Origin of the sequence: Paramesorhizobium salinisoli (genome assembly GCF_003335045.1) — a bacterium.
GTDB classification, from domain to species: Bacteria; Pseudomonadota; Alphaproteobacteria; order Rhizobiales; family Rhizobiaceae; genus Paramesorhizobium; species Paramesorhizobium salinisoli.
The window spans coordinates 678,640-697,347 of the sequence record NZ_QOZG01000002.1; the positions used below are offsets into that span (position 1 = coordinate 678,640).

Annotated in this window: 17 protein-coding genes; 4 read left to right on the forward strand and 13 right to left on the reverse strand. The window is 61.1% G+C overall.

The window, feature by feature from the left end; all coding sequences use genetic code 11:
* Nucleotides 1-31 precede the first annotated feature (31 nt).
* The 4 genes from DUT91_RS06830 to xylF all read right to left on the reverse strand — a co-directional run bounded on the left by DUT91_RS06830 (nt 32) and on the right by xylF (nt 4,407).
* Nucleotides 32-1,087: a sugar phosphate isomerase/epimerase family protein gene (locus DUT91_RS06830; RefSeq protein ID WP_114439577.1), complete on the reverse strand. Its 1,056-nt coding sequence runs from the start codon at nt 1,085-1,087 to the stop codon at nt 32-34.
* Between the two features lie 51 nt (nt 1,088-1,138).
* Complete coding sequence (locus DUT91_RS06835) at nt 1,139-1,927, reverse strand: ATP-binding cassette domain-containing protein (protein WP_114439578.1); 789 nt, start codon at nt 1,925-1,927, stop codon at nt 1,139-1,141.
* A 35-nt stretch (nt 1,928-1,962) separates the two neighbouring features.
* Nucleotides 1,963-3,282 (reverse strand): sugar ABC transporter permease, encoded by a 1,320-nt coding sequence (locus DUT91_RS06840; RefSeq protein ID WP_114439579.1) that lies wholly within the window; start codon nt 3,280-3,282, stop codon nt 1,963-1,965.
* An 84-nt stretch (nt 3,283-3,366) separates the two neighbouring features.
* Nucleotides 3,367-4,407, reverse strand: a complete 1,041-nt coding sequence (gene xylF, locus DUT91_RS06845; protein WP_114439580.1) for a D-xylose ABC transporter substrate-binding protein — start codon at nt 4,405-4,407, stop codon at nt 3,367-3,369.
* Between the two features lie 211 nt (nt 4,408-4,618).
* Here xylF and DUT91_RS06850 point away from each other — a divergent pair, with 211 nt between their 5' ends.
* On the forward strand, nt 4,619-5,857 hold the full coding sequence (locus DUT91_RS06850) for an ROK family transcriptional regulator (protein WP_114439581.1): 1,239 nt from the start codon (nt 4,619-4,621) through the stop codon (nt 5,855-5,857).
* A 67-nt stretch (nt 5,858-5,924) separates the two neighbouring features.
* Complete coding sequence (xylA, locus tag DUT91_RS06855) at nt 5,925-7,235, forward strand: xylose isomerase (protein WP_114439695.1); 1,311 nt, start codon at nt 5,925-5,927, stop codon at nt 7,233-7,235.
* A gap of 69 nt (nt 7,236-7,304) precedes the next feature.
* Here the strand turns inward: xylA and DUT91_RS06860 are convergent, their stop codons facing one another.
* Nucleotides 7,305-7,841: a winged helix-turn-helix transcriptional regulator gene (locus tag DUT91_RS06860; RefSeq protein WP_114439582.1), complete on the reverse strand. Its 537-nt coding sequence runs from the start codon at nt 7,839-7,841 to the stop codon at nt 7,305-7,307.
* Nucleotides 7,842-7,945: 104 nt separating this feature from the next.
* On the opposite strand from DUT91_RS06860, the gene DUT91_RS06865 reads away from it, so the two are divergent.
* Nucleotides 7,946-8,605, forward strand: a complete 660-nt coding sequence (locus DUT91_RS06865; protein ID WP_114439583.1) for a glutathione S-transferase family protein — start codon at nt 7,946-7,948, stop codon at nt 8,603-8,605.
* Here DUT91_RS06865 and DUT91_RS06870 read toward each other — a convergent pair whose 3' ends face one another.
* The 5 genes from DUT91_RS06870 to DUT91_RS06890 all read right to left on the reverse strand — a co-directional run bounded on the left by DUT91_RS06870 (nt 8,606) and on the right by DUT91_RS06890 (nt 14,660).
* The gene (locus tag DUT91_RS06870; RefSeq protein ID WP_114439696.1) at nt 8,606-9,109 is read right to left on the reverse strand and encodes a cupin domain-containing protein; all 504 of its coding nucleotides are present in this window, start codon (nt 9,107-9,109) and stop codon (nt 8,606-8,608) included.
* Between the two features lie 152 nt (nt 9,110-9,261).
* Nucleotides 9,262-10,359: an acyltransferase family protein gene (locus DUT91_RS06875; protein ID WP_114439584.1), complete on the reverse strand. Its 1,098-nt coding sequence runs from the start codon at nt 10,357-10,359 to the stop codon at nt 9,262-9,264.
* 237 nt (nt 10,360-10,596) lie between these two features.
* The gene (gene dnaK / locus DUT91_RS06880) at nt 10,597-12,507 is read right to left on the reverse strand and encodes a molecular chaperone DnaK (RefSeq protein WP_114439585.1); all 1,911 of its coding nucleotides are present in this window, start codon (nt 12,505-12,507) and stop codon (nt 10,597-10,599) included.
* Nucleotides 12,508-12,717: 210 nt separating this feature from the next.
* On the reverse strand, nt 12,718-13,704 hold the full coding sequence (locus DUT91_RS06885; protein WP_114439586.1) for a Gfo/Idh/MocA family protein: 987 nt from the start codon (nt 13,702-13,704) through the stop codon (nt 12,718-12,720).
* Between the two features lie 71 nt (nt 13,705-13,775).
* A complete protein-coding gene (locus DUT91_RS06890) occupies nt 13,776-14,660 on the reverse strand; it encodes a LysR family transcriptional regulator (RefSeq protein WP_114439587.1) in 885 nt (294 codons plus the stop codon).
* A 152-nt stretch (nt 14,661-14,812) separates the two neighbouring features.
* Here DUT91_RS06890 and DUT91_RS06895 point away from each other — a divergent pair, with 152 nt between their 5' ends.
* Nucleotides 14,813-15,808: an aldo/keto reductase gene (locus DUT91_RS06895; RefSeq protein ID WP_114439588.1), complete on the forward strand. Its 996-nt coding sequence runs from the start codon at nt 14,813-14,815 to the stop codon at nt 15,806-15,808.
* A gap of 42 nt (nt 15,809-15,850) precedes the next feature.
* On the opposite strand, the gene DUT91_RS06900 is transcribed toward DUT91_RS06895, so the two are convergent.
* From DUT91_RS06900 to DUT91_RS06910, 3 genes are read right to left on the reverse strand one after another with little or no spacing between them, the layout of a single operon-like run.
* Nucleotides 15,851-16,600 (reverse strand): ABC transporter permease, encoded by a 750-nt coding sequence (locus DUT91_RS06900; RefSeq protein ID WP_114439589.1) that lies wholly within the window; start codon nt 16,598-16,600, stop codon nt 15,851-15,853.
* Nucleotides 16,597-17,532, reverse strand: coding sequence for an ABC transporter ATP-binding protein (locus DUT91_RS06905; protein ID WP_114439590.1), 936 nt, complete (start codon nt 17,530-17,532; stop codon nt 16,597-16,599). Before DUT91_RS06905 ends, DUT91_RS06900 begins: the two co-directional genes overlap by 4 nt.
* Nucleotides 17,529-18,695 (reverse strand): ABC transporter permease, encoded by a 1,167-nt coding sequence (locus DUT91_RS06910; protein WP_114439591.1) that lies wholly within the window; start codon nt 18,693-18,695, stop codon nt 17,529-17,531. The genes DUT91_RS06905 and DUT91_RS06910 overlap by 4 nt, the downstream gene beginning before the upstream one ends.
* Nucleotides 18,696-18,708 lie beyond the last annotated feature (13 nt).

The following is an 18,708-nucleotide window of genomic DNA, read 5'->3' on the forward strand; positions in this document are numbered from 1 at the left end:
AATTCCTCCAAGTCTCTATCGGCAGGCAGTCTTACAGCAGGCCGAGCATCTTGCGGTTGGCGGCGTCATCGGTGCCGGCGTCGGCGAAATCGTCGAATGCACGCTCGGTTACACGGATGATATGGGCGTTGATGAATTCCGCCCCTTCGCGCGCACCGTCTTCCGGATGCTTCAACGCGCACTCCCATTCGAGCACCGCCCAACTTGCATAGTCATAGGCGGTGAGCTTGGAGAAGACCGCTCCGAAATCGACTTGTCCGTCGCCCAGTGAACGGAACCGCCCGGCCCGGTTCGCCCAGCTCTGATAACCGCCGTAAACGCCCTGGCGGCCGGTCGGGTTGAACTCGGCATCCTTGACATGGAAGGCTTTGATCCGCTCGTGGTAGATGTCGATATAGTCGAGATAATCGAGCTGCTGCAGCACGAAATGCGAGGGGTCGTAGAGCAGGTTCGCCCGGGCATGGTTGTTCACGCGGTCGAGGAACATCTCATAGGAAATGCCGTCGTGCAGGTCCTCGCCGGGATGGATTTCGTAGCAAATATCGACGCCGTTCTCCTCGGCATAATCGAGAATGGGGTGCCAGCGTCTCGCCAGTTCATCGAAGGCCGTTTCGACGAGGCCTGCGGGACGCTGCGGCCAGGGATAGACGTAGGGCCATGCCAGCGCGCCGGAGAAAGTGGCATGGGCGGTGAGCCCGAGATGCTTCGATGCCCGGAGCGCGCGCTTGACCTGATCGACCGCCCATTGGGTCCGGGCCTTGGGATCGCCCCGCACCTCTGGCGCGGCGAAACCATCGAATGCGATATCATAGGCCGGATGGACGGCGACCAACTGGCCCTGCAGATGCGTGGAGAGCTCCGTGATCTCAAGACCGTGGCTGGCCGCCACGTCCTTTATCTCGTCGCAATAGTCCCTGGAATCAGACGCCTTTTCCAGATCGAAGAGACGCGCGTCCCATGTCGGAATCTGAACGCCCTTGTAGCCGAGCGAAGCCGCCCATTTGCAGATGGAATCGAATGAATTGAAAGGTGCGGTATCTCCCGCGAACTGCGCCAGGAAAATAGCAGGCCCCTTGATGGTTTTCATGATGTCCTCCTTATGATCTGCAAACTTGCTGGCGCGCGTGTGATTGGATATTCAGCCCAATACGACGCCCGAAATCGCACCAGGCCCCGGAATGGCGCCTGGCGGGCATTTTCCCAGGATGATCATCCCAAGGATCTCGTCCTCCGTCACATCCCCTACGCGTGCCGTGCCGACGACACGCCCATTCTTCATGACGATCACACGGTCGGCGAGATGGAGCACGTCGTGAATGTCATGGCTGATCAGGAAGATGCCGATGCCTTCGCTTTTCAGCTGATGGATCAATTCGCCGACCTGGGCCGTTTCCTGCGGCCCGAGCGCTGCCGTCGGCTCGTCCATGATCAGGATACGGGCGTTGAACAGGATGGCGCGGGCGATGGCCACCGACTGGCGCTGGCCACCCGAAAGCGCCTTCACCGGATCCTTGAAGCGCTGGAAACGCGGATTGAGGCGGCCCATAACCTCGCGAGCCTTTGCTTCCATCGCCACATCGTCGAGCGTGCCCCAGGGGGTCATGATCTCGCGTCCCAGATAGAGATTTGCTGCGGTATCGACATTGTCGGCGAGCGCCAGCGTCTGGTAGATCGTTTCGATCCCATAGGCCTTGGCATCGCGCGGATTGTTGATGACGGCTTCCTCGCCGTTCACCTTGATCGTTCCACCATCGCGCTTGTAGGCGCCCGAGAGGATCTTGATCAACGTCGACTTGCCCGCTCCATTATGACCAAGGAGCGCAACCACCTCGCCCGCATGAAGATCAGCCGAGGCATCATCGACGGCGCGGATGCCGCCGAAGGCAATCGAGATATTTTCCATCTCCACGAGAGGTATGTTGCTCATGGTCTCCTCCCCTTCTCTATCTCTATGGCCGGGGGTCATGACACGCGCCGGCGATAGATCGTGTCAAGCCAGACGGCGATGACCAGCACGACACCGACGACGATATTCTGCAGTGGCGTATCGAGGCCGAGAAGCACCATGCCAGACGACAGGGATTGCATCATCACCGCGCCGAGCATTGCGCCGGCGATCGTGCCGACGCCACCGGCAAGCGACGTGCCGCCGATGACCGCCGCGGCGATGGTAAGCAGTTCATCGAGGGTGCCTTGCGCATTGGTGGCGGCATTCAGGCGGGCGGTTGAAATGGCGGCTGAAATGGCGCAGAGGATCCCCATCAGGATGAAGATCTTCATGATCACCCATTTGGTGTTGATGCCGGCCAGCTCCGCCGCTTCCGGGTTGCCGCCGAGCGCGAAGACATAGCGTCCGAACCGGGTGCGGGTGGCGACGAATGTCATGACGATGCCGACAACGATCGCGATGAGCACGGGGATGGCAATGCCGTGCGGGATGAAGAGCCCGCCTTCCGGCATGGTGATATTGTGCTCCTCGGCATATCTCCTGACGATGCCGATGGGCCATGGATAGGAATTGGCAACCGCCACCGCGCCCAGGGCAAGCGCGCTGCCCACCACGCCCAGCAATATTTCGGCCCATACCGGGCGCCGCGGGAAATTGAAGCGCTTACGCTGCCGCCGCGCATTGATGATGAGGCCGACGATGCCGAGGCAGGCGATCACGCCGACAACCCAGCTCCAATTCGCTCCGATCGATCCGGCGGGGCCGCCGCCCATCAGGCGAAAGGTGGAATCCATCGGCGCGACGGTGCGCCCCGACGTGACCCACCAGGCGGCGCCGCGCCAGACGAGAAGCCCGCCGAGCGTCACGATGAAGGAGGGCACGCCGAGAAAGGCGATGATGAAGCCCTGCAGGCCGCCAATGGCTGCGCCGACGGCGATGCCGAGCGCGAGCGTGATGATCCATGTCGCCGGATTTTCGAAGCCGAGGAACGGCGGCAGCCACTCCGTCTGCGCCACCCCCATGATCATGCCGACAAAGCCGAGAATCGATCCGACAGAGAGATCGATATTGCGGGTGACGATGACCAGAACCATGCCAGTCGCCATGACCGCGATGGACGCCGTCTGGACCGAAAGGTTCCAGAGATTGCGCGGCGTCAGGAACAGCCCACCCGACAGCACATCGAAGGTGACCCAGATGAGCAGGAGTGCGAGGACCATACCGAGGAGACGAGTGTCGAGCTCGGTCGCCTTGATGAACCGCGCGAAAAAGCCGAGTTCGGCCGCCCGAGCCCCGTCGGTCGAGTTGGACCCAGTGCTCGCATTCTCGTTCATGCTGCCCCTCCCACGGGCTTGCAGGACAATTCGGAAAACGCCGCGGTTGTCAAAAACCGCGGCGTTTGCAGACTCAGCCGTGCCTTACTTGCAGGCAGGCACCGAATCGGGAGTGACGCCCTGGCAGACGACATCCTTCTTCACCCAGCCGGCATCAATGACAACGTCGAGATTGTCCTTGGTGATCGGGACAGGCTTCAGGAAGATGGAATTCATCTCGATCCCCTTGGGACCGCCGCTGAACTTCTCCACGTCGGCGATTTCATCCATCTTCTTGCCATCGGCCAACTGCGAGGCGATGTTCGCGGCTCTATTGCCGAGTTCACGGCTATCTTTCCAGACCGAGACGGTCTGCGTGCCGAGCGCGATGCGGTTAAGCGCCGCAAAATCAGCATCCTGACCTGACACCGGCACGGAACCGGCAAGGCCCTGCGCGGAGAGCGCGGCGATGGCGCCGCCGGCTGTGCCGTCATTGGAAGCCACGACCGCGTCCACCTTGTTATTGTTGGCGGTCAGGATCTGTTCCATGTTCTTTTGGGCGTTCGCCGGCAGCCAGCCGTCGGTATAGGCCTCGCCGACATTCTTGATCTTGCCGGAGTCGATCGCGTCCTTCAGGACTTCCATCTGCCCGGCGAACAGGAAATCGGCGTTGGGATCGGCGCCATTGCCCTTGATGAAGACATAATTGCCCTCGGGCTTGACCGCCTGAACCGCGCGGGCCTGCATGCGGCCGACTTCCTTGTTGTCGAAAGTGATGTAGAAGGCATCCTTGTTCTCGATCAAGCGGTCATAGCCGATGACGGGGATGCCTTCGGCAGTCGCCTTTTCCACGGCGGGATCGATCGCGCTCGAATCCTGCGCGAGAATGATCAGCGCGTTGGCGCCCTGCGCAATGAGGCTTTCGACATCGGTCAACTGTTTTGCCGCCGACGATTGCGCGTCGGCAGAGATGTATTTGTCGCCATTGGCTTCAAGCGCGGCCTTGATCGCCGCTTCGTCGGTCTTCCAGCGCTCTTCCTGGAAGTTCGACCAGGATACACCGATGACCTTGTCCTTGGCGAAAACGGGACCAGCGAAAGACACGGCAAAGACTGCGCCCGCAAGAGCTGCTGCATATTTCTTCATGACATTCCTCCCAGTGCATCCAGCACTATAAACATGATCGGATACGATCACCCCCGCCCCTCCATTGGCAGGAAGCCTTTTATTTCGAGGCTCGAAAAAAATAGTGACTAAAATTCCTTTCCATGTCAACATCGAAAGTGGGGAGCCCAAGTTGTTGCAAAGCAATGCCAATTTTGCACTGCAATAGAAAAGACTGACGAGGAGGAGCGTTTTGGCTGGAGCGATCGCACGCTCGGACGATGTGCGCCGACAAAACCGAAAACTGGTTCTTACCGCCGTAAGGCGCAGGGGTGCGCTTTCCCGCACCGACATCACCGCCATGACCGGCCTCAGCGCCTCAACCGTTTCGGCCATCGTGGCAGGACTGGTCTCCGAAGGGGTGCTGCTGGAAAGCCGTGATAGCGGCGCGACGAGACGCGGTCGTCCGCAGGTCTCGCTGATGCCCAACCCGGATATCGCCAAGGTCGGCGTCGTCAATCTTTCGCTCAACAGCCTGACCGTCGCGCTCGTCGACTATGCCGGCGGCACAATCGCCAAGCAGACCGCAGAATTTCCGACATGGCCGGCGACGGGTGTGGGGCTCGTGGCCGAAATCAGCACGATGCTGCGCAGCCAGTTGCAATCCAGCGCCGGCAGCGGCGGCAGGCTCATGCGTATCTCCATGTCCGTGCAGGGTGTCACCGATGCCGCCGGCGAGACGATGCGGTGGGCGCCGATCATCCGCGAAAGGGACATCGGTTTCGGCCCGGCGCTGCGACGCGGCTTCGGCGTGCCGGTTTCACTCGCCAATGATTGCGCCATGCTTGCCGAGGCGCTGCGCTGGACGGATCCGGCGCATTACGGCGGGGATTTTGCCGCCATAATGCTGTCCTATGGCATCGGCATGGGGCTTTATCTCAAAGGCCAGCCATTTTCTGGCTCGCATTCATCCGCGGCGGAATTCGGCCATATGGCGCATATTCCCTATGGCGCCGCCTGCCGCTGCGGCCGGCGCGGATGCATAGAGGCCTATGCCGGAGATTACGCCATATGGCGCAACGCTATGGGCATGCCCGATACCGCGCCGCCTCCGTTCAACATCGACGCCAATGTCTTCGCCGAGCTTGCGGAACGCGCCCGAGAGGCGGCGGGAATAGAGCGCGCGGCATTCCATACAGCAGGCCGCGCCATCGGCTTCGGCCTCAACAATTTGTTCTCGCTGATCGACCCCGTGCCGATCGCGCTGGTCGGTCCGGGCGCCAGGGTCTTCGACCTGATCGAGCCGGAAATCCGCAATGCGATCTCCGGCACGGCCGGTTGGGACGGAGCGCAGGCACTGACGATCCGCTGCTATCCCGAGGAGCATCCGTTGCTCCTGCAGGGCTGCGCAATGACATCGCTGCTGCATCTGGACGCAGATGTATTTTCCGGCAACGAGGCGCGCGGCCTTTCACAGACCAGCGCGGCATAAAAGCCGCAACGAAATTACGGGCATCGGGTGCCCGTCGAGATCTACCCACCATAGGAGGAATATGAATATGAGCACCGGTTTTTTCGGCGATATCCAGACGATCAGATATGAGGGGCCGGAGAGCAAGAATCCGCTGGCCTATCGCTTCTACAATCCCGACGAGATCGTGCTCGGCAAGCGGCTGGAGGATCATCTGCGCTTCGCCGTCGCCTATTGGCATTCCTTCGTCTGGCCGGGTGGCGATCCGTTCGGCGGCCAGACCTTCGAGCGCCCGTGGTTTGCCGATACGATGGAGGCGGCGAAGCTCAAGGCCGATGTGGCGTTCGAGATGTTCTCGCTGCTCGGCGCGCCCTATTTCTGCTTCCATGACGCCGATGTGCGCCCTGAGGGCGAGACCCTCACTGAGAGCAATCGGCGCCTTCACGAGATCGCCGATTATTTTGCGGGCAAGATGCAGGTGACGGGGACAAAGCTACTCTGGGGGACGGCAAACCTGTTCTCCAACCGCCGCTACATGGCGGGCGCGGCGACCAATCCTGACCCCGACGTCTTCGCCTATGCGGCGGCCACGGTGAAGAACTGCATCGACGTCACTCAGAAGCTCGGCGGCGAGAATTATGTGCTGTGGGGCGGGCGAGAGGGCTACGAGACCCTGCTCAACACCGACATGAAGCGCGAACTCGACCAGATGGGACGCTTTCTCAGCCTTGTCGTCGATTACAAGCACAAGATCGGCTTCAAGGGGACGATTCTCATCGAGCCCAAGCCGCAAGAACCGACCAAGCACCAATATGATTATGACGCAGCGACCGTCTATGGCTTCTTGAAGCGCTTCGGACTTGAGAATGAGGTGAAGCTCAATCTCGAGCAGGGCCACGCCATCCTGGCGGGACATTCCTTCGAGCACGAGCTGGCGACGGCGGCGGCTCTCGGCATCTTCGGCTCGATCGACATGAACCGCAACGATTATCAGTCGGGCTGGGATACGGACCAGTTCCCCAACAATACGGCGGAGGTGGCGCTCGCCTATTACGAAATTTTGAAGGCCGGCGGCTTCACCACTGGCGGGACCAATTTCGACGCCAAACTCAGGCGCCAGTCGATCGATCCGCAGGATCTGATCATCGCGCACATCGGCGGCATGGACACATGCGCGCGCGGGCTGAAGGCAGCGGCTGCGATGGTCGAGGACAAGGCGCTCACCGATTTCGTGGCGGATCGCTATGCGGGCTGGAACAGCGCCGAGGCAAAGGCGATGCTTGCGGGCCAACGCTCGCTGGAAGAGATCGCCACGCGCGTCGAAGCCGAAGGCCTGGAGCCGAAGCCGCGCTCTGGCCGTCAGGAATATCTGGAGAACATCGCCAACCGTTACGTCTGACCGTAACGGTCCGTTTTTGAATTGGAGGGCCTGGAGACATTCAGGCCCTCCATTGTTAAGTCTGCATTTTTACGCAAGTCCGGACGGAAAACCGGCGCCCACTTTTCCCGACCTTGCCTTGTTTCGCGCCACCGTTTCCTCGTATGCGGCCTGAAGCCGGGCGAGGACCGATGGGCCGGACGCGGGGGCGCCAAGGTGGAGCGTGCGCAACTCGTCCATGAACGCTTGCCACATCGGTAGACCGCCCTCTTCCAGAAGCTGCGCGCGGATCGACAATTCCTCGGAGGCAGGCGTGTGGCGCCGTCCCCATGCGCCCATCTGCGCGAGCAGCGGCACAAGCTGGATCGCCGGTTCGGTGAGGCTATAGATCGCCTTCTGTTTGTGGCTCGGGTCATCGCTCCTGGTAAGCAGGCCCGCCTCGACCAGCCGCTTCAGGCGGTCGGCGAGGATATTGGAGGCGATCCCCTCCTCCGACTGGTTGAGCAGCTCGCGATAATGGCGGCGATTGCCGAACATGAGGTCGCGAATGATGATCAGGCTCCAGCGATCACCCAGCATTTCCAAAGTCAGATTGATCGGGCAGCCGGAACGGTGCGCATTGTCCATTAGATAAGCTCCATGAAACTGCTTGCAAAATAGGAGTGGTTTGACTAAAAAGCAACCACTTGCGATCTGCAAGCAGACTAGACGCTGCGTCCTGAGGAAAACCCATGCCACTTGAACTCTATGCCCATCCCTTTTCTTCCTACTGCCAGAAGGCGCTGATCGCTTTCTACGAGAACGGCACGCCCTTCGTGTTCCGCATGCTCGGGTCCGAAGACGAAGAAGCGGTAGCCGAATGGCAGGCGTTGTGGCCGCTCAAGCGGTTTCCGGTGCTGGTCGACGGCGACCGCACGGTGGTGGAGGCGAGCATCATCATCGAATATCTTGGCCTCTATCACCCCGGGCCGGTGCGGCTCGTCCCAGAAGATGTGCGCGCCGCGATCGACGTGCGGACCATGGACCGCTTCTTCGACAACTATATCATGACCCCGCAGCAGAAGATCGTCTTCAACGCCATCCGCCCGGAAGATGCCCGCGACTCCTATGGCGTGGAGGAGGCACGCGCGATGCTCGACACCGCCTATCGCTGGCTCGACGGCCGGATGGCGGGACGTGAATGGGCTTCAGGCAACAGTTTCAGCCTTGCCGATTGCGCCGCAGCACCAGCGCTGTTTTACGCCGACTGGAGTCATCCTATCGGCGAGGAATTCGCGCATGTCCACGCCTATCGCAAGCGGCTCCTGGCGCGGCCGTCCTTTGCGCGGGCGGTGAACGAGGCACGTCCTTATCGACCGCTCTTCCCTCTCGGCGCACCTGATCGGGATTGATCATCCAGCCCGCTGCCAGATCGCGACCAAGGGACCGCCCTTCCCTTCGAGCGGATCGGATTGCGGCAGCGGAAGGCGTTCGATCCTCTCCAGGTCCTGCGGTGACGGCTGGTCGCGGCAGATATCGGCGCGCTGTCCCGGTGGATAGGCGCCGATGACCAGAAAATCGTCACTCGCATCAAGCCGGCAATGGCCGGTGCCGGCGGGAAGCACGAGCGTATCTCCGGCCTCGACCGCCATCTCGCGCCCGCCGGGACCACCGATCAACAGCCGCGCCCGGCCGGATGCGACGCCCAGCACCTCATGCCCCTCGGTATGATAGTGATGATAAGGAAAGACACCGTTGCGCCAGGCACCTGTCCAGCCATTGCGCGTGAACAACGTTTCAATATGGCTGGCGGCATCGCCTTCCACCTTCACATGGCCACGATAGAGAAGCACAGGCAGTCGCGGATTGTTGGGCACACCGTCGCGGGCATCGAACATGAATGTTTCCAGTGACATGAGGATCTCCTCCGTTTCCAGCATTAATCGGCTCAGGTCATGAAAGGTTCCGGCAGTAGCCGGGAGGAACGAACGGGCACGCTCAACCGGTCGTGATGGCTGGCGCCGAATTGGGATCACGGGCGAAACGGGCAAGATGGGACAGCACCTACTCAAATGAGCGGCGAAGCGGCGGCGCTGGAGGCGGGATGTTTGAGGCCGAGACGGCGGAGGAACCAGTCGCCGATAGGTTTCTCGAACCAACGATAGGAAAGGACCGCCACGATCATGGTGGCGATCATCGGAATAGGCAGGAAAGCGTAGAAATCGACTATTCCCAGCGGCGCGACCAGCCTTTTCCAGACGAGCCCGAACATGACAATCTCGACCACGGGATGCCAGAGATAGATGCCGAAGGAGACAGCCGCAAAGGGCCGCAGGAGCCTGGGATAAACCGGCGAGTTCTGGTCGTTGCGCTCGGCGACCGCAGCCAGGAACACTGCAATGGCCAGGACGACGAGGCTGTAGTAATAATTGACCTGAAGCTGCATCAACGTGCAGGACGCCAACATGGTGAGCCAGGCGGGCCAACGCGAGGTCAATGTCAGGCGGCTGCGCGAGGCAAGCACAGCGATCAGCGCGCCTGCGATGAAATCGGCAAAGGCGCGATAGGCGCCCCAGGTGTCGGCCTCCACCCAATGTTTGCCGGGCATGATGTGCAGGGCGAGCAGGATCTCCAGAAGCGCAATCCAGAGAAGCAGCAGCGCGACCAGCCCCTTCGCACCGGCGAGCCGGTTGGCAAAAAGGATGAGCGGCAGCAGGAGATAGGAGAACCATTCCGCCGACAGCGACCAAGAGACGAAATTGAACGTCAGCTCGTGCGAGAAACCCCATCCCTGGACGAGCAGCAGGTTGGGGACGATCTGGCCCATATCATAGCGCTCGGCACCGCCGAACGGGCGGAGAATCCCCAGGTGATAGCCGATGCCCACGGCGAGAAAAAGGAGAAAGGTGATGATATGCAGCGGGTAAAGCCGGGCGAAGCGCCTGACCATGTAGAGGCGATAGCTGCGCAAATCCGTGACCTTGTCGCCATAGTGCAGGACGATCAGGAAACCCGATATGATGAAGAACATGTCGAGCAGCGGTCGCAGGCGCTCGAGCCAGTCGAGCAGCCACCCCGTTCCCGGCGGCCCGTTGAAGGAAAAATGGTAGAGCATGATGAGAAGCGCAGCGATCAAACGCCAGAACTCAAACAGCCTGAAATACATCGCCTTCTCTCGCACCGCAGCATTTCACAATATCAGAGTATGCTTCGTGCGCCCGTTGGGACGCGCGGATTCGATCTGATCGTGACAAACCGCCCTGCTCCTGGCTTTTGTGTGTCCCGATCAGGCAGAATGGTATCAGGGTTCGGTTAATAACAAGGCTGATGCGGAGGCCGCGTTCTCGCGGATACAAAAAGCCCGGCGCTGAGGCCGGGCTTTTCGTGAGTTTCGAAACCGTGCTTATGCGGATTTCTTCTTATCGTCGTCGATTTCCTCATAGTCGGCATCGACGACATCGTCATCCGGCTTTTCGGAAGCCGTGGCTTCCTCGCCGCCTTCGGAAGCCTGTGCAGACTCATACATGGCCTGACCGAGCTTCATCGAGACTTCAGCGAGGTTCTGCGTCTTCGCCTTGATATCCTCGGCGTCTTCGCCTTCGAGCGAGGTTTTCAAAGCGGCGATCGCATCCTCGATGGCCGTCTTGTCCTCGGCGGAAACTTTGTCGCCATAATCCTTGAGCGACTTTTCCGCCGAATGCACCAGAGCCTCGCCCTGGTTCCGGGCCTCGACAGTGGCGCGGCGGGCCTTGTCGGCTTCGGCATTGGCCTCGGCGTCCTTGACCATCTTTTCGATATCGGCATCGGAAAGGCCACCGGATGCCTGGATGCGGATCTGGTGCTCCTTGCCGGTGCCCTTGTCCTTGGCCGAGACGTTGACTATGCCGTTGGCGTCTATGTCGAAGGTCACTTCGATCTGTGGGACGCCGCGCGGTGCGGGCGGAATGCCGACAAGATCGAACTGGCCAAGCATCTTGTTGTCGGCCGCCATCTCACGCTCGCCCTGGAAGACGCGGATCGTCACGGCGGACTGGTTGTCCTCAGCCGTGGAGAAGGTCTGCGACTTCTTGGTCGGGATCGTCGTGTTGCGGTCGATCAGGCGGGTGAACACACCACCAAGCGTCTCGATGCCGAGCGACAGCGGCGTCACGTCGAGGAGCAGAACGTCCTTGACGTCGCCCTGGAGAACGCCGGCCTGGATCGCAGCGCCGATGGCGACGACTTCATCAGGGTTGACGCCCTTGTGAGGCTCCTTGCCGAAGAACGCCTTGACCACTTCCTGCACCTTGGGCATGCGGGTCATCCCGCCGACGAGAACCACTTCGTCGATCTCGCCAGCCTTGAGGCCGGCATCCTTGAGCGCAGCCTTGCAAGGCTCGATGGTGCGCTGGATCAAATCATCGACCAGGCTCTCGAACTTGGCGCGGGTGAGCTTCATCGTCAGATGCTTCGGACCGGTGGCATCCGCCGTGATGAACGGCAGGTTGATCTCGGTCTGCTGGGCCGACGACAACTCGATCTTGGCCTTCTCCGCAGCTTCCTTGAGGCGCTGCAAGGCGAGCTTGTCGTTCTTCAGGTCGATACCCTGTTCCTTCTTGAACTCAGCCGCCAAATATTCGACGAGACGCATGTCGAAATCCTCGCCGCCGAGGAAGGTATCGCCATTGGTCGATTTCACCTCGAACACACCGTCGCCGATCTCAAGGACCGAGACGTCGAAGGTGCCGCCGCCAAGATCGTATACGGCGATGGTCTTGCCTTCCGTCTTGTCGAGGCCATAGGCGAGAGCTGCAGCCGTCGGCTCGTTGATGATGCGCAGAACCTCGAGGCCGGCAATCTTGCCTGCATCCTTGGTCGCCTGACGCTGGGCATCGTTGAAATAAGCGGGAACTGTGATGACGGCCTGCTCGACCTTCTCGCCGAGATAGGCTTCCGCTGTTTCCTTCATCTTCTGCAGGATCATCGCGGAGATTTGCGACGGCGAATATTTCTTGCCGTGCACCTCGACCCAGGCATCGCCATTGTCGCCCTTGACGATCTTGTAAGGCACAAGATCCTTGTCCTTCTTGACCATCGGGTCGTCATAGCGGCGGCCGATCAGGCGCTTGACCGCAAAAAGCGTGCCTTCCGGATTGGTGACGGCCTGGCGCTTGGCGGGCTGGCCCGCAAGGCGTTCGTCGGTATCCGTAAAGGCAATGATGGAAGGCGTGGTGCGAGCACCTTCCGCATTCTCGATGACCTTCGCGTTCTTGCCGTCCATGACGGCGACACAGGAGTTGGTCGTTCCCAGATCGATGCCGATAACTTTTGCCATATTACATTTCTCCATTCAGCAGGCTGCCGGGACCTCTGCCGAGCATTCCATTCAGCAGCCCCTACCGGGTTTTTACGGTACGCGATTCCCCTGGGGAAAGCAGCGCACAATAGCTTCGCGTATATAAGAAGGGCTATTTTTTACTGCAAGACACAAGACGCGCCCTAGTGGTAAATTCATCCGCCTGCGCATGTTGCGGACCATAAAGGGTCAGATTTCCTCCCAGCCACCGCTCTCGCCCGCCCGATAGATCGCATCGATAAACCTTTGATTTTCAACAGAGTTTTCAAGGGTAAACACCGACGCATCCTCACCCAGAGCTGCGCGAGCGAAGCTTTGTGCCTGAAGCTGATAGTGGTTAACATCCTGAAAATTCCATTCGGTCGCCTGGGTATGGCCGGCGTCGTTGAGCGTCACCCGCGCATGGTCGTATTTGGCGGTATTGAAGGGAGCGTGGACCTCGATGAAGCCCTTATCGCCATGGAAGACCATCGACTGGCGCTGGGCGAGCTGGGTCGCGACATAGAAAGAGAGATCGAAGCCATCGAATTCGGCCGTGACATTGGCATAGCGATCGGTGCCGAAATCCGGATCGCGCTCGACCTTCGCCAGGACGCGCAGCGGCTCCTTGCCCGTGCTCATGCGGGTGGCGACCGTGGGATAGACTCCGATATCCGGCAATGCGCCGCCGCCGAGCGCCACCTGGTTGCGCATATTGCCGGGATCCTTGTTGAAATAGGTAAAGACGCCCTGCACATGGCTGAGCCGGCCGATGGCGCCGGAGTTGATCAGTTCACGCACCTTGATCCATTGCGGATGGTAATAGACCATGAAGGCCTCGGCGATCAGCACGCCATAGGTATCACGCGCGCGGATAAGCGATGCAATCTCGCTTGCATGCAGCGAGATCGGCTTTTCGCACAGCACGTGCTTGCCGGCTTCCGCCGCCTTGAGCGACCATTCGACATGCTGGGATGTCGGCAGCGGAATATAGACGCCATCAACGGTGTCGGAAGCGAGCAGTTCTTCATAGGAGCCGAAGGCATGCGGCGCCCCGAAGCGGTCGGCCACGGCGCGGGCCTTTGCGATGTCGCGACTGGCGATCGCCGTCACCACACCATTCTCAGACGCGCAAAGCGCCGGGATCACCAGTGTCACACCAATTTTCGCCGTCGAAAGTACACCCCAGCGGAACATGACAACTCCTCTTTTCCGATTTGGAGCGGAACCTATCATCACCGGGAGAAAAGGAAAGACTGCAAGGCTGATCAGAATTTATAGAAATCGATGAAGGCGCGTAGCGCCGGGCGCATCCGCCTGCGGCTTGGATAATAAATATAAAGGCCGGGAAAAGCCGGGCACCAATCCTCCAGCACCCGTACCAGCCTGCCATCCGCCACGGCATCCATCACATGAAGATCGAACAGAAAGGCGATGCCAACGCCTTGAAGCGCGGCCTCAAGGGCAAGCCTGTCGTCATTGAGGATCATTCGGCCATCGACTGCCATTTCGAGGATTTCCTCACCCTTCTCCAACTCCCAGCGATAGACCCGGCCGGAGGGAAAGCGATGGCGGATGCAGCGGTGATGGATCAGATCCGCCGGATGCATCGGGATGCCATATCGCTCGAAATAGGATGGCGCGGCAACGACGGCGCCGCATATCGGCGGCCCACAACGCACGGCCACCATGTCCGCTTCGAGATTTTCATTGAGCCGCATTCCCGCGTCGTATCCATGAGCGACGATATCGATCAAATGATCTTCAATGCAGATATCGAGCGTGACATCGGGATAGGCGGCGCAGAATTCGCCGAAACGCGGCGCCAGCACGAGATGGGCGGCGGCCCGGGGCACGCTCAGCCGCAGCGTGCCCGCGACCGTATCCCTCATATCCACTGCAGCGCCGAGCGCCAGCTCGATTTCAGCAAGCGCCGGCGACAGGCGTTCGAGAAGCCGCCTGCCGGCTTCCGTCGGCGCCACGCTGCGGGTGGTGCGGGCAAGGAGCGCCACGCCGAGGCCTTCCTCCAGCGTCGCGACCGCATGGCTGACCGCCGATGGCGCGATCTCCAGTTCCCTGGCGGCGGCTCGGAAGCTGCCATGCGCGGCGACAGAGGCGAGAACGGCGAGTTGTGACAGCTGATTCCGGTTCATTGTTCTAAATTATAGAACGCCCCGTGAAATTAAAGCGCAATTATCGAATTGTCCCTTCAGCCCTATCTCCAGCATTCTATCCAAAAGCGAGTCCAGGAAAAGTGCGAAGCGGTTTTCCGCCCGGGCTTGCGTAAAACATAGAAAGCTTGCAGATGAAAACACGCAAACTCGGCAATGAACTCACCGTATCGGCTGTCGGCCTTGGCTGCATGGGCATGAGCTTCGCCTATGGCGGGCAGGACGAGAAGGATGCGATCCGGACTCTGCATCGGGCTGTAGAGATCGGCGTTACTTTCTTCGATACAGCCGAAGTCTATGGCCCCTTCGAAAACGAGAAACTCGTCGGCAAGGCATTGAAGGACGTGCGCGACCGCGTCGTGATCGCCACCAAGTTCGGCTTCAGGATCGACCCGACGAAGCAGGGCGGCGAAGGTATCATCGGCCTCGACAGCCGGCCGGAAAATGTTAAAGCGGTGGCCGAGGCCTCGCTGAAACGGCTCGGCATCGACGTCATCGATCTCTTCTACCAGCACCGCGTCGATCCTGACGTGCCGATCGAGGACACTGTTGGCGCCATGGCCGAACTCGTGCGCGAGGGCAAGATCCGGGCGCTAGGCCTCTCGGAAGCCAGTGCTGCCACCATTCGCCGCGCCCACGCGGTGCATCCGATTGCGGCGGTGCAGAGCGAATATTCGCTGCAGACCCGCGAGCCGGAAGATGATGTTTTCGATACCTGCCGCGAACTTGGCATCGGCTTCGTGCCCTATAGCCCGCTCGGACGCGGCCTCCTGACCGGCACGATCCGCAAGGCGGACGAGCTTGGCGCGGACGACTGGCGCAAGTCACAGCCGCGATTCCAGGCCGACAATCTGGCGGCCAATGTGGCGCTGGTCGACACGCTGGAGGAAATCGCCCGGGCAAAGAACGTGACGACAGCGCAGCTCGCGCTCGCCTGGGTGTTGCACCAGGGCGATTTCATCGTACCGATCCCCGGCGCGCGCAAGATCAAGCATCTTGAGGAAAATGTGGCGGCGGCCGATGTCGTGCTCGGCCGGGACGAGATCGCCAAGATCGGGGAAGCGCTCTCCCCCTCGCGCGTGGTCGGCGAGCGCTATAGCGAGGCGATGCTGGCGCTCGTGAATAAATAATCCAGCTCACTGAAAAGGAGGCTCCGCGCAAGCGGGGCCTCATCATTTCGGCGCGATGCCCATGCGGCGCGCCAGTACGCGTTCGATTGCCGACAGCCCGTCATAGATGAGGACGGCGAGGATGCCGACGATCAGCCCGCCCTGCAGGACGAAGGCGAGGTTGTTGGAGATGAGGCCTGCGATGATCACCTCACCCAGCGTCTTTGCCGCCACAGTCGAGCCTATGGTGGCTGTCGCAAGGCTGATCACCACAGAAAGCCGGATGCCGGCCAGAATGACCGGCAGAGCGAGCGGCAGTTCGACCTTGAGGAGCCTCTGGCGCTCATTCATTCCGACGCCTCTCGCCGCCTCGACCACGGCATGGGGAAGATTGGTGAGCCCGGTCAACGCATTCTCGAAGATCGGCAGCAGGCCGTAGAGAAAGAGCGCGATCAGCGTGGGCTTTTCACCGAAACCGATGGCGGGCACAGCCAGCGCCAGCACCGCCACGGGCGGAAAGGTCTGGCCGATATTGACGAGGCTGCGTGACAGGGGGAGAAATTCCGCGCCGATGGGCCTGGTAACGAGGACTGCCAGCGCCAGCGCAACGATCGTGGCGGCAAGCGTGGCAATGAACACGATCTGCAGATGCTGGAAGGTCAGCATGAGGAGGCTGCCCTGATTGTAGACAACAGGCGCGTTGTTGTCGGTCAGCGGCTTGAGGACCGGTTCGAACCAGTCCGGCCTGAGGAGAAAGGCGATCAGCAGAGCGAGCGCAGAAAGCCGCAGCAGGACCGGCAGCGAAAGCCTCATGCGGGCCTCGCCGCGCGCCTGATCAAGCCTTCCACCGTGACACGTCCGATGGGCTTGCCATCCGCCTCGACCGGCAGCGCCGTTCGTCCCGACCAAAGCAATTCGGCCAGCGCGTCGCGCTGCGTCGCGGATGCCGGCAGCGCCTCGCCCTCAGCCGTCCCCGGCTCCACGGCTTCGCCGACCTCGTTCAGCGACAAGAAGCGGAAGGGCCTGTCGCCGGTGCCGATCAGCGTTTCGACGAAAGGCGTCGCCGGTCTAGCGAGAATCTCGGCCGGCGTCGCATATTGGATCAGCCTGCCCTCGTCCATCACGGCGATGCGGTCGCCCAGATGGATGGCTTCCTCCATGTCATGGGTGACGAGAATAATCGTCGTCCCGAACCGCTTCTGGATAGCGAGCAGATCCTCCTGCGCCTTTGCCCGGATCACGGGATCGAGCGCGCCGAACGGCTCATCCATCAGAAGCACATTTGGTTCCGCTGCCAGCGCGCGGGCGACGCCGACGCGCTGCTGCTGGCCGCCCGAAAGCTCGTGCGGATAGCGCGGGCCGAAGGTGGCGGGATCGAGCTGGAATAGCGACAGGAGTTCGTTCACCCGTGTGTCGGTGCGAGTATTATCCCAGCCGAGCAGGCCCGGCACGGTGGCGATATTCTGCGCCACCGTGCGATGGGGAAAAAGCCCATGGCCCTGGATGGCATAGCCGATGTGGCGGCGCAGCTCATAGGCCGGCACAGCACGGTTATCGCGGCCATCGAGCTTGATCGCCCCAGATGTCGGCTCGACCAGGCGGTTTATCATGCGCAGGAGGGTCGTCTTGCCGGAACCCGATGTGCCGACGATCACGGTGACGGTGCGCGGCTGGACCACGAAGGACACGTCGCTGACGACATCCGCGTCGCCGTAGCGCTTGGTGATGTGTTCGATTTCGATCATGCCGTTCGGGCCCCGTTGGATGCGCTCAATTCCGTTGCGGCATCGAGAATGACGGCGGCCGCGAAGGCGAGCGCCACGGTCGGCACCGCGCCGAGCAGCACGAGGTCCATCGCCGTCTGCCCGATGCCCTGGAAGACGAAGACCCCGAAACCGCCGCCACCGATCAGCGCGGCGATAGTGGCAAGGCCGATATTCTGAACCAGCACGATCCTGATTCCGGTCAGGATGACCGGAAAGGCGAGCGGAAACTCGATCTTGAAAAGCCGCTGGCTTGCCGTCATGCCGACGCCCCGCGCGGCGTCGTTGGCAGCCGCCGGCACGCCGGCAAGCCCGACCACCGTATTCGCCACCACTGGCAGGAGGGAATAAAGAAAAAGCGCGACGAAAGCCGGTGCGGTACCGATGCCGCGAATGCCGATGGCGGCTGCGCCCGGCACATGGATCGCGATCCAACCGAGGGGGGCGATCAGAATGCCGAAAAGCGCAATGGACGGAATGGTCTGAATGATATTAAGGACATTGAGAACGGCATCACGCAGGGCCGGCACCCGATGGCAGAGGATGCCAAGCGGTATGCCGGCTGCCACGGCGGCGGCAAGCGAGCCTATCGCCAGCGTCACATGCTTGGCGGCCTCGGCCCAGAAACTATCGGCCCGGTTGGCATATTCCTTGAGAATCGAAAGTCCATTCCAGCTGCCGGAATAGAGGATGGCCGCCACCGCGAGCGCAGCAGCCGCGAGGACGGCGATGCGCGCCACCGGGCCGAGGCGAAGCCGGGTCAGACTATCGGCCGCGAGCAGCACGAACGCGAAATTCAGGAGCCAGAAGCCAGAAGCTGGCGAGACGCGGGCATAGGTATTTCCAGGCGGTGTCAGATGGTTCGCGGCAAGGCCGATGAGAAGCAGCAGCGCCGCAAGGGCGGCCATGCTGGCGGCAAGCCGCCATGGCAGCGCGAGGCGCAGGAGCGCAATGATGGTCGCGGCGGCGAGAACGATGAGCAGCGTCATCGCCGCCCATGAGGGCAGTGCCTCGAAGATCGTTTTCGCATCGCCCGGAACGATACGATTGGCACGGAAGGTGGCGAAGGGCGCGAGGAAGACGCCGCAAGCTGCGATAGCGGCGATGACGACGCCGAGCTTGTCGAAGGCGATGCGCCCGCTCATCGATGCCCCTCTC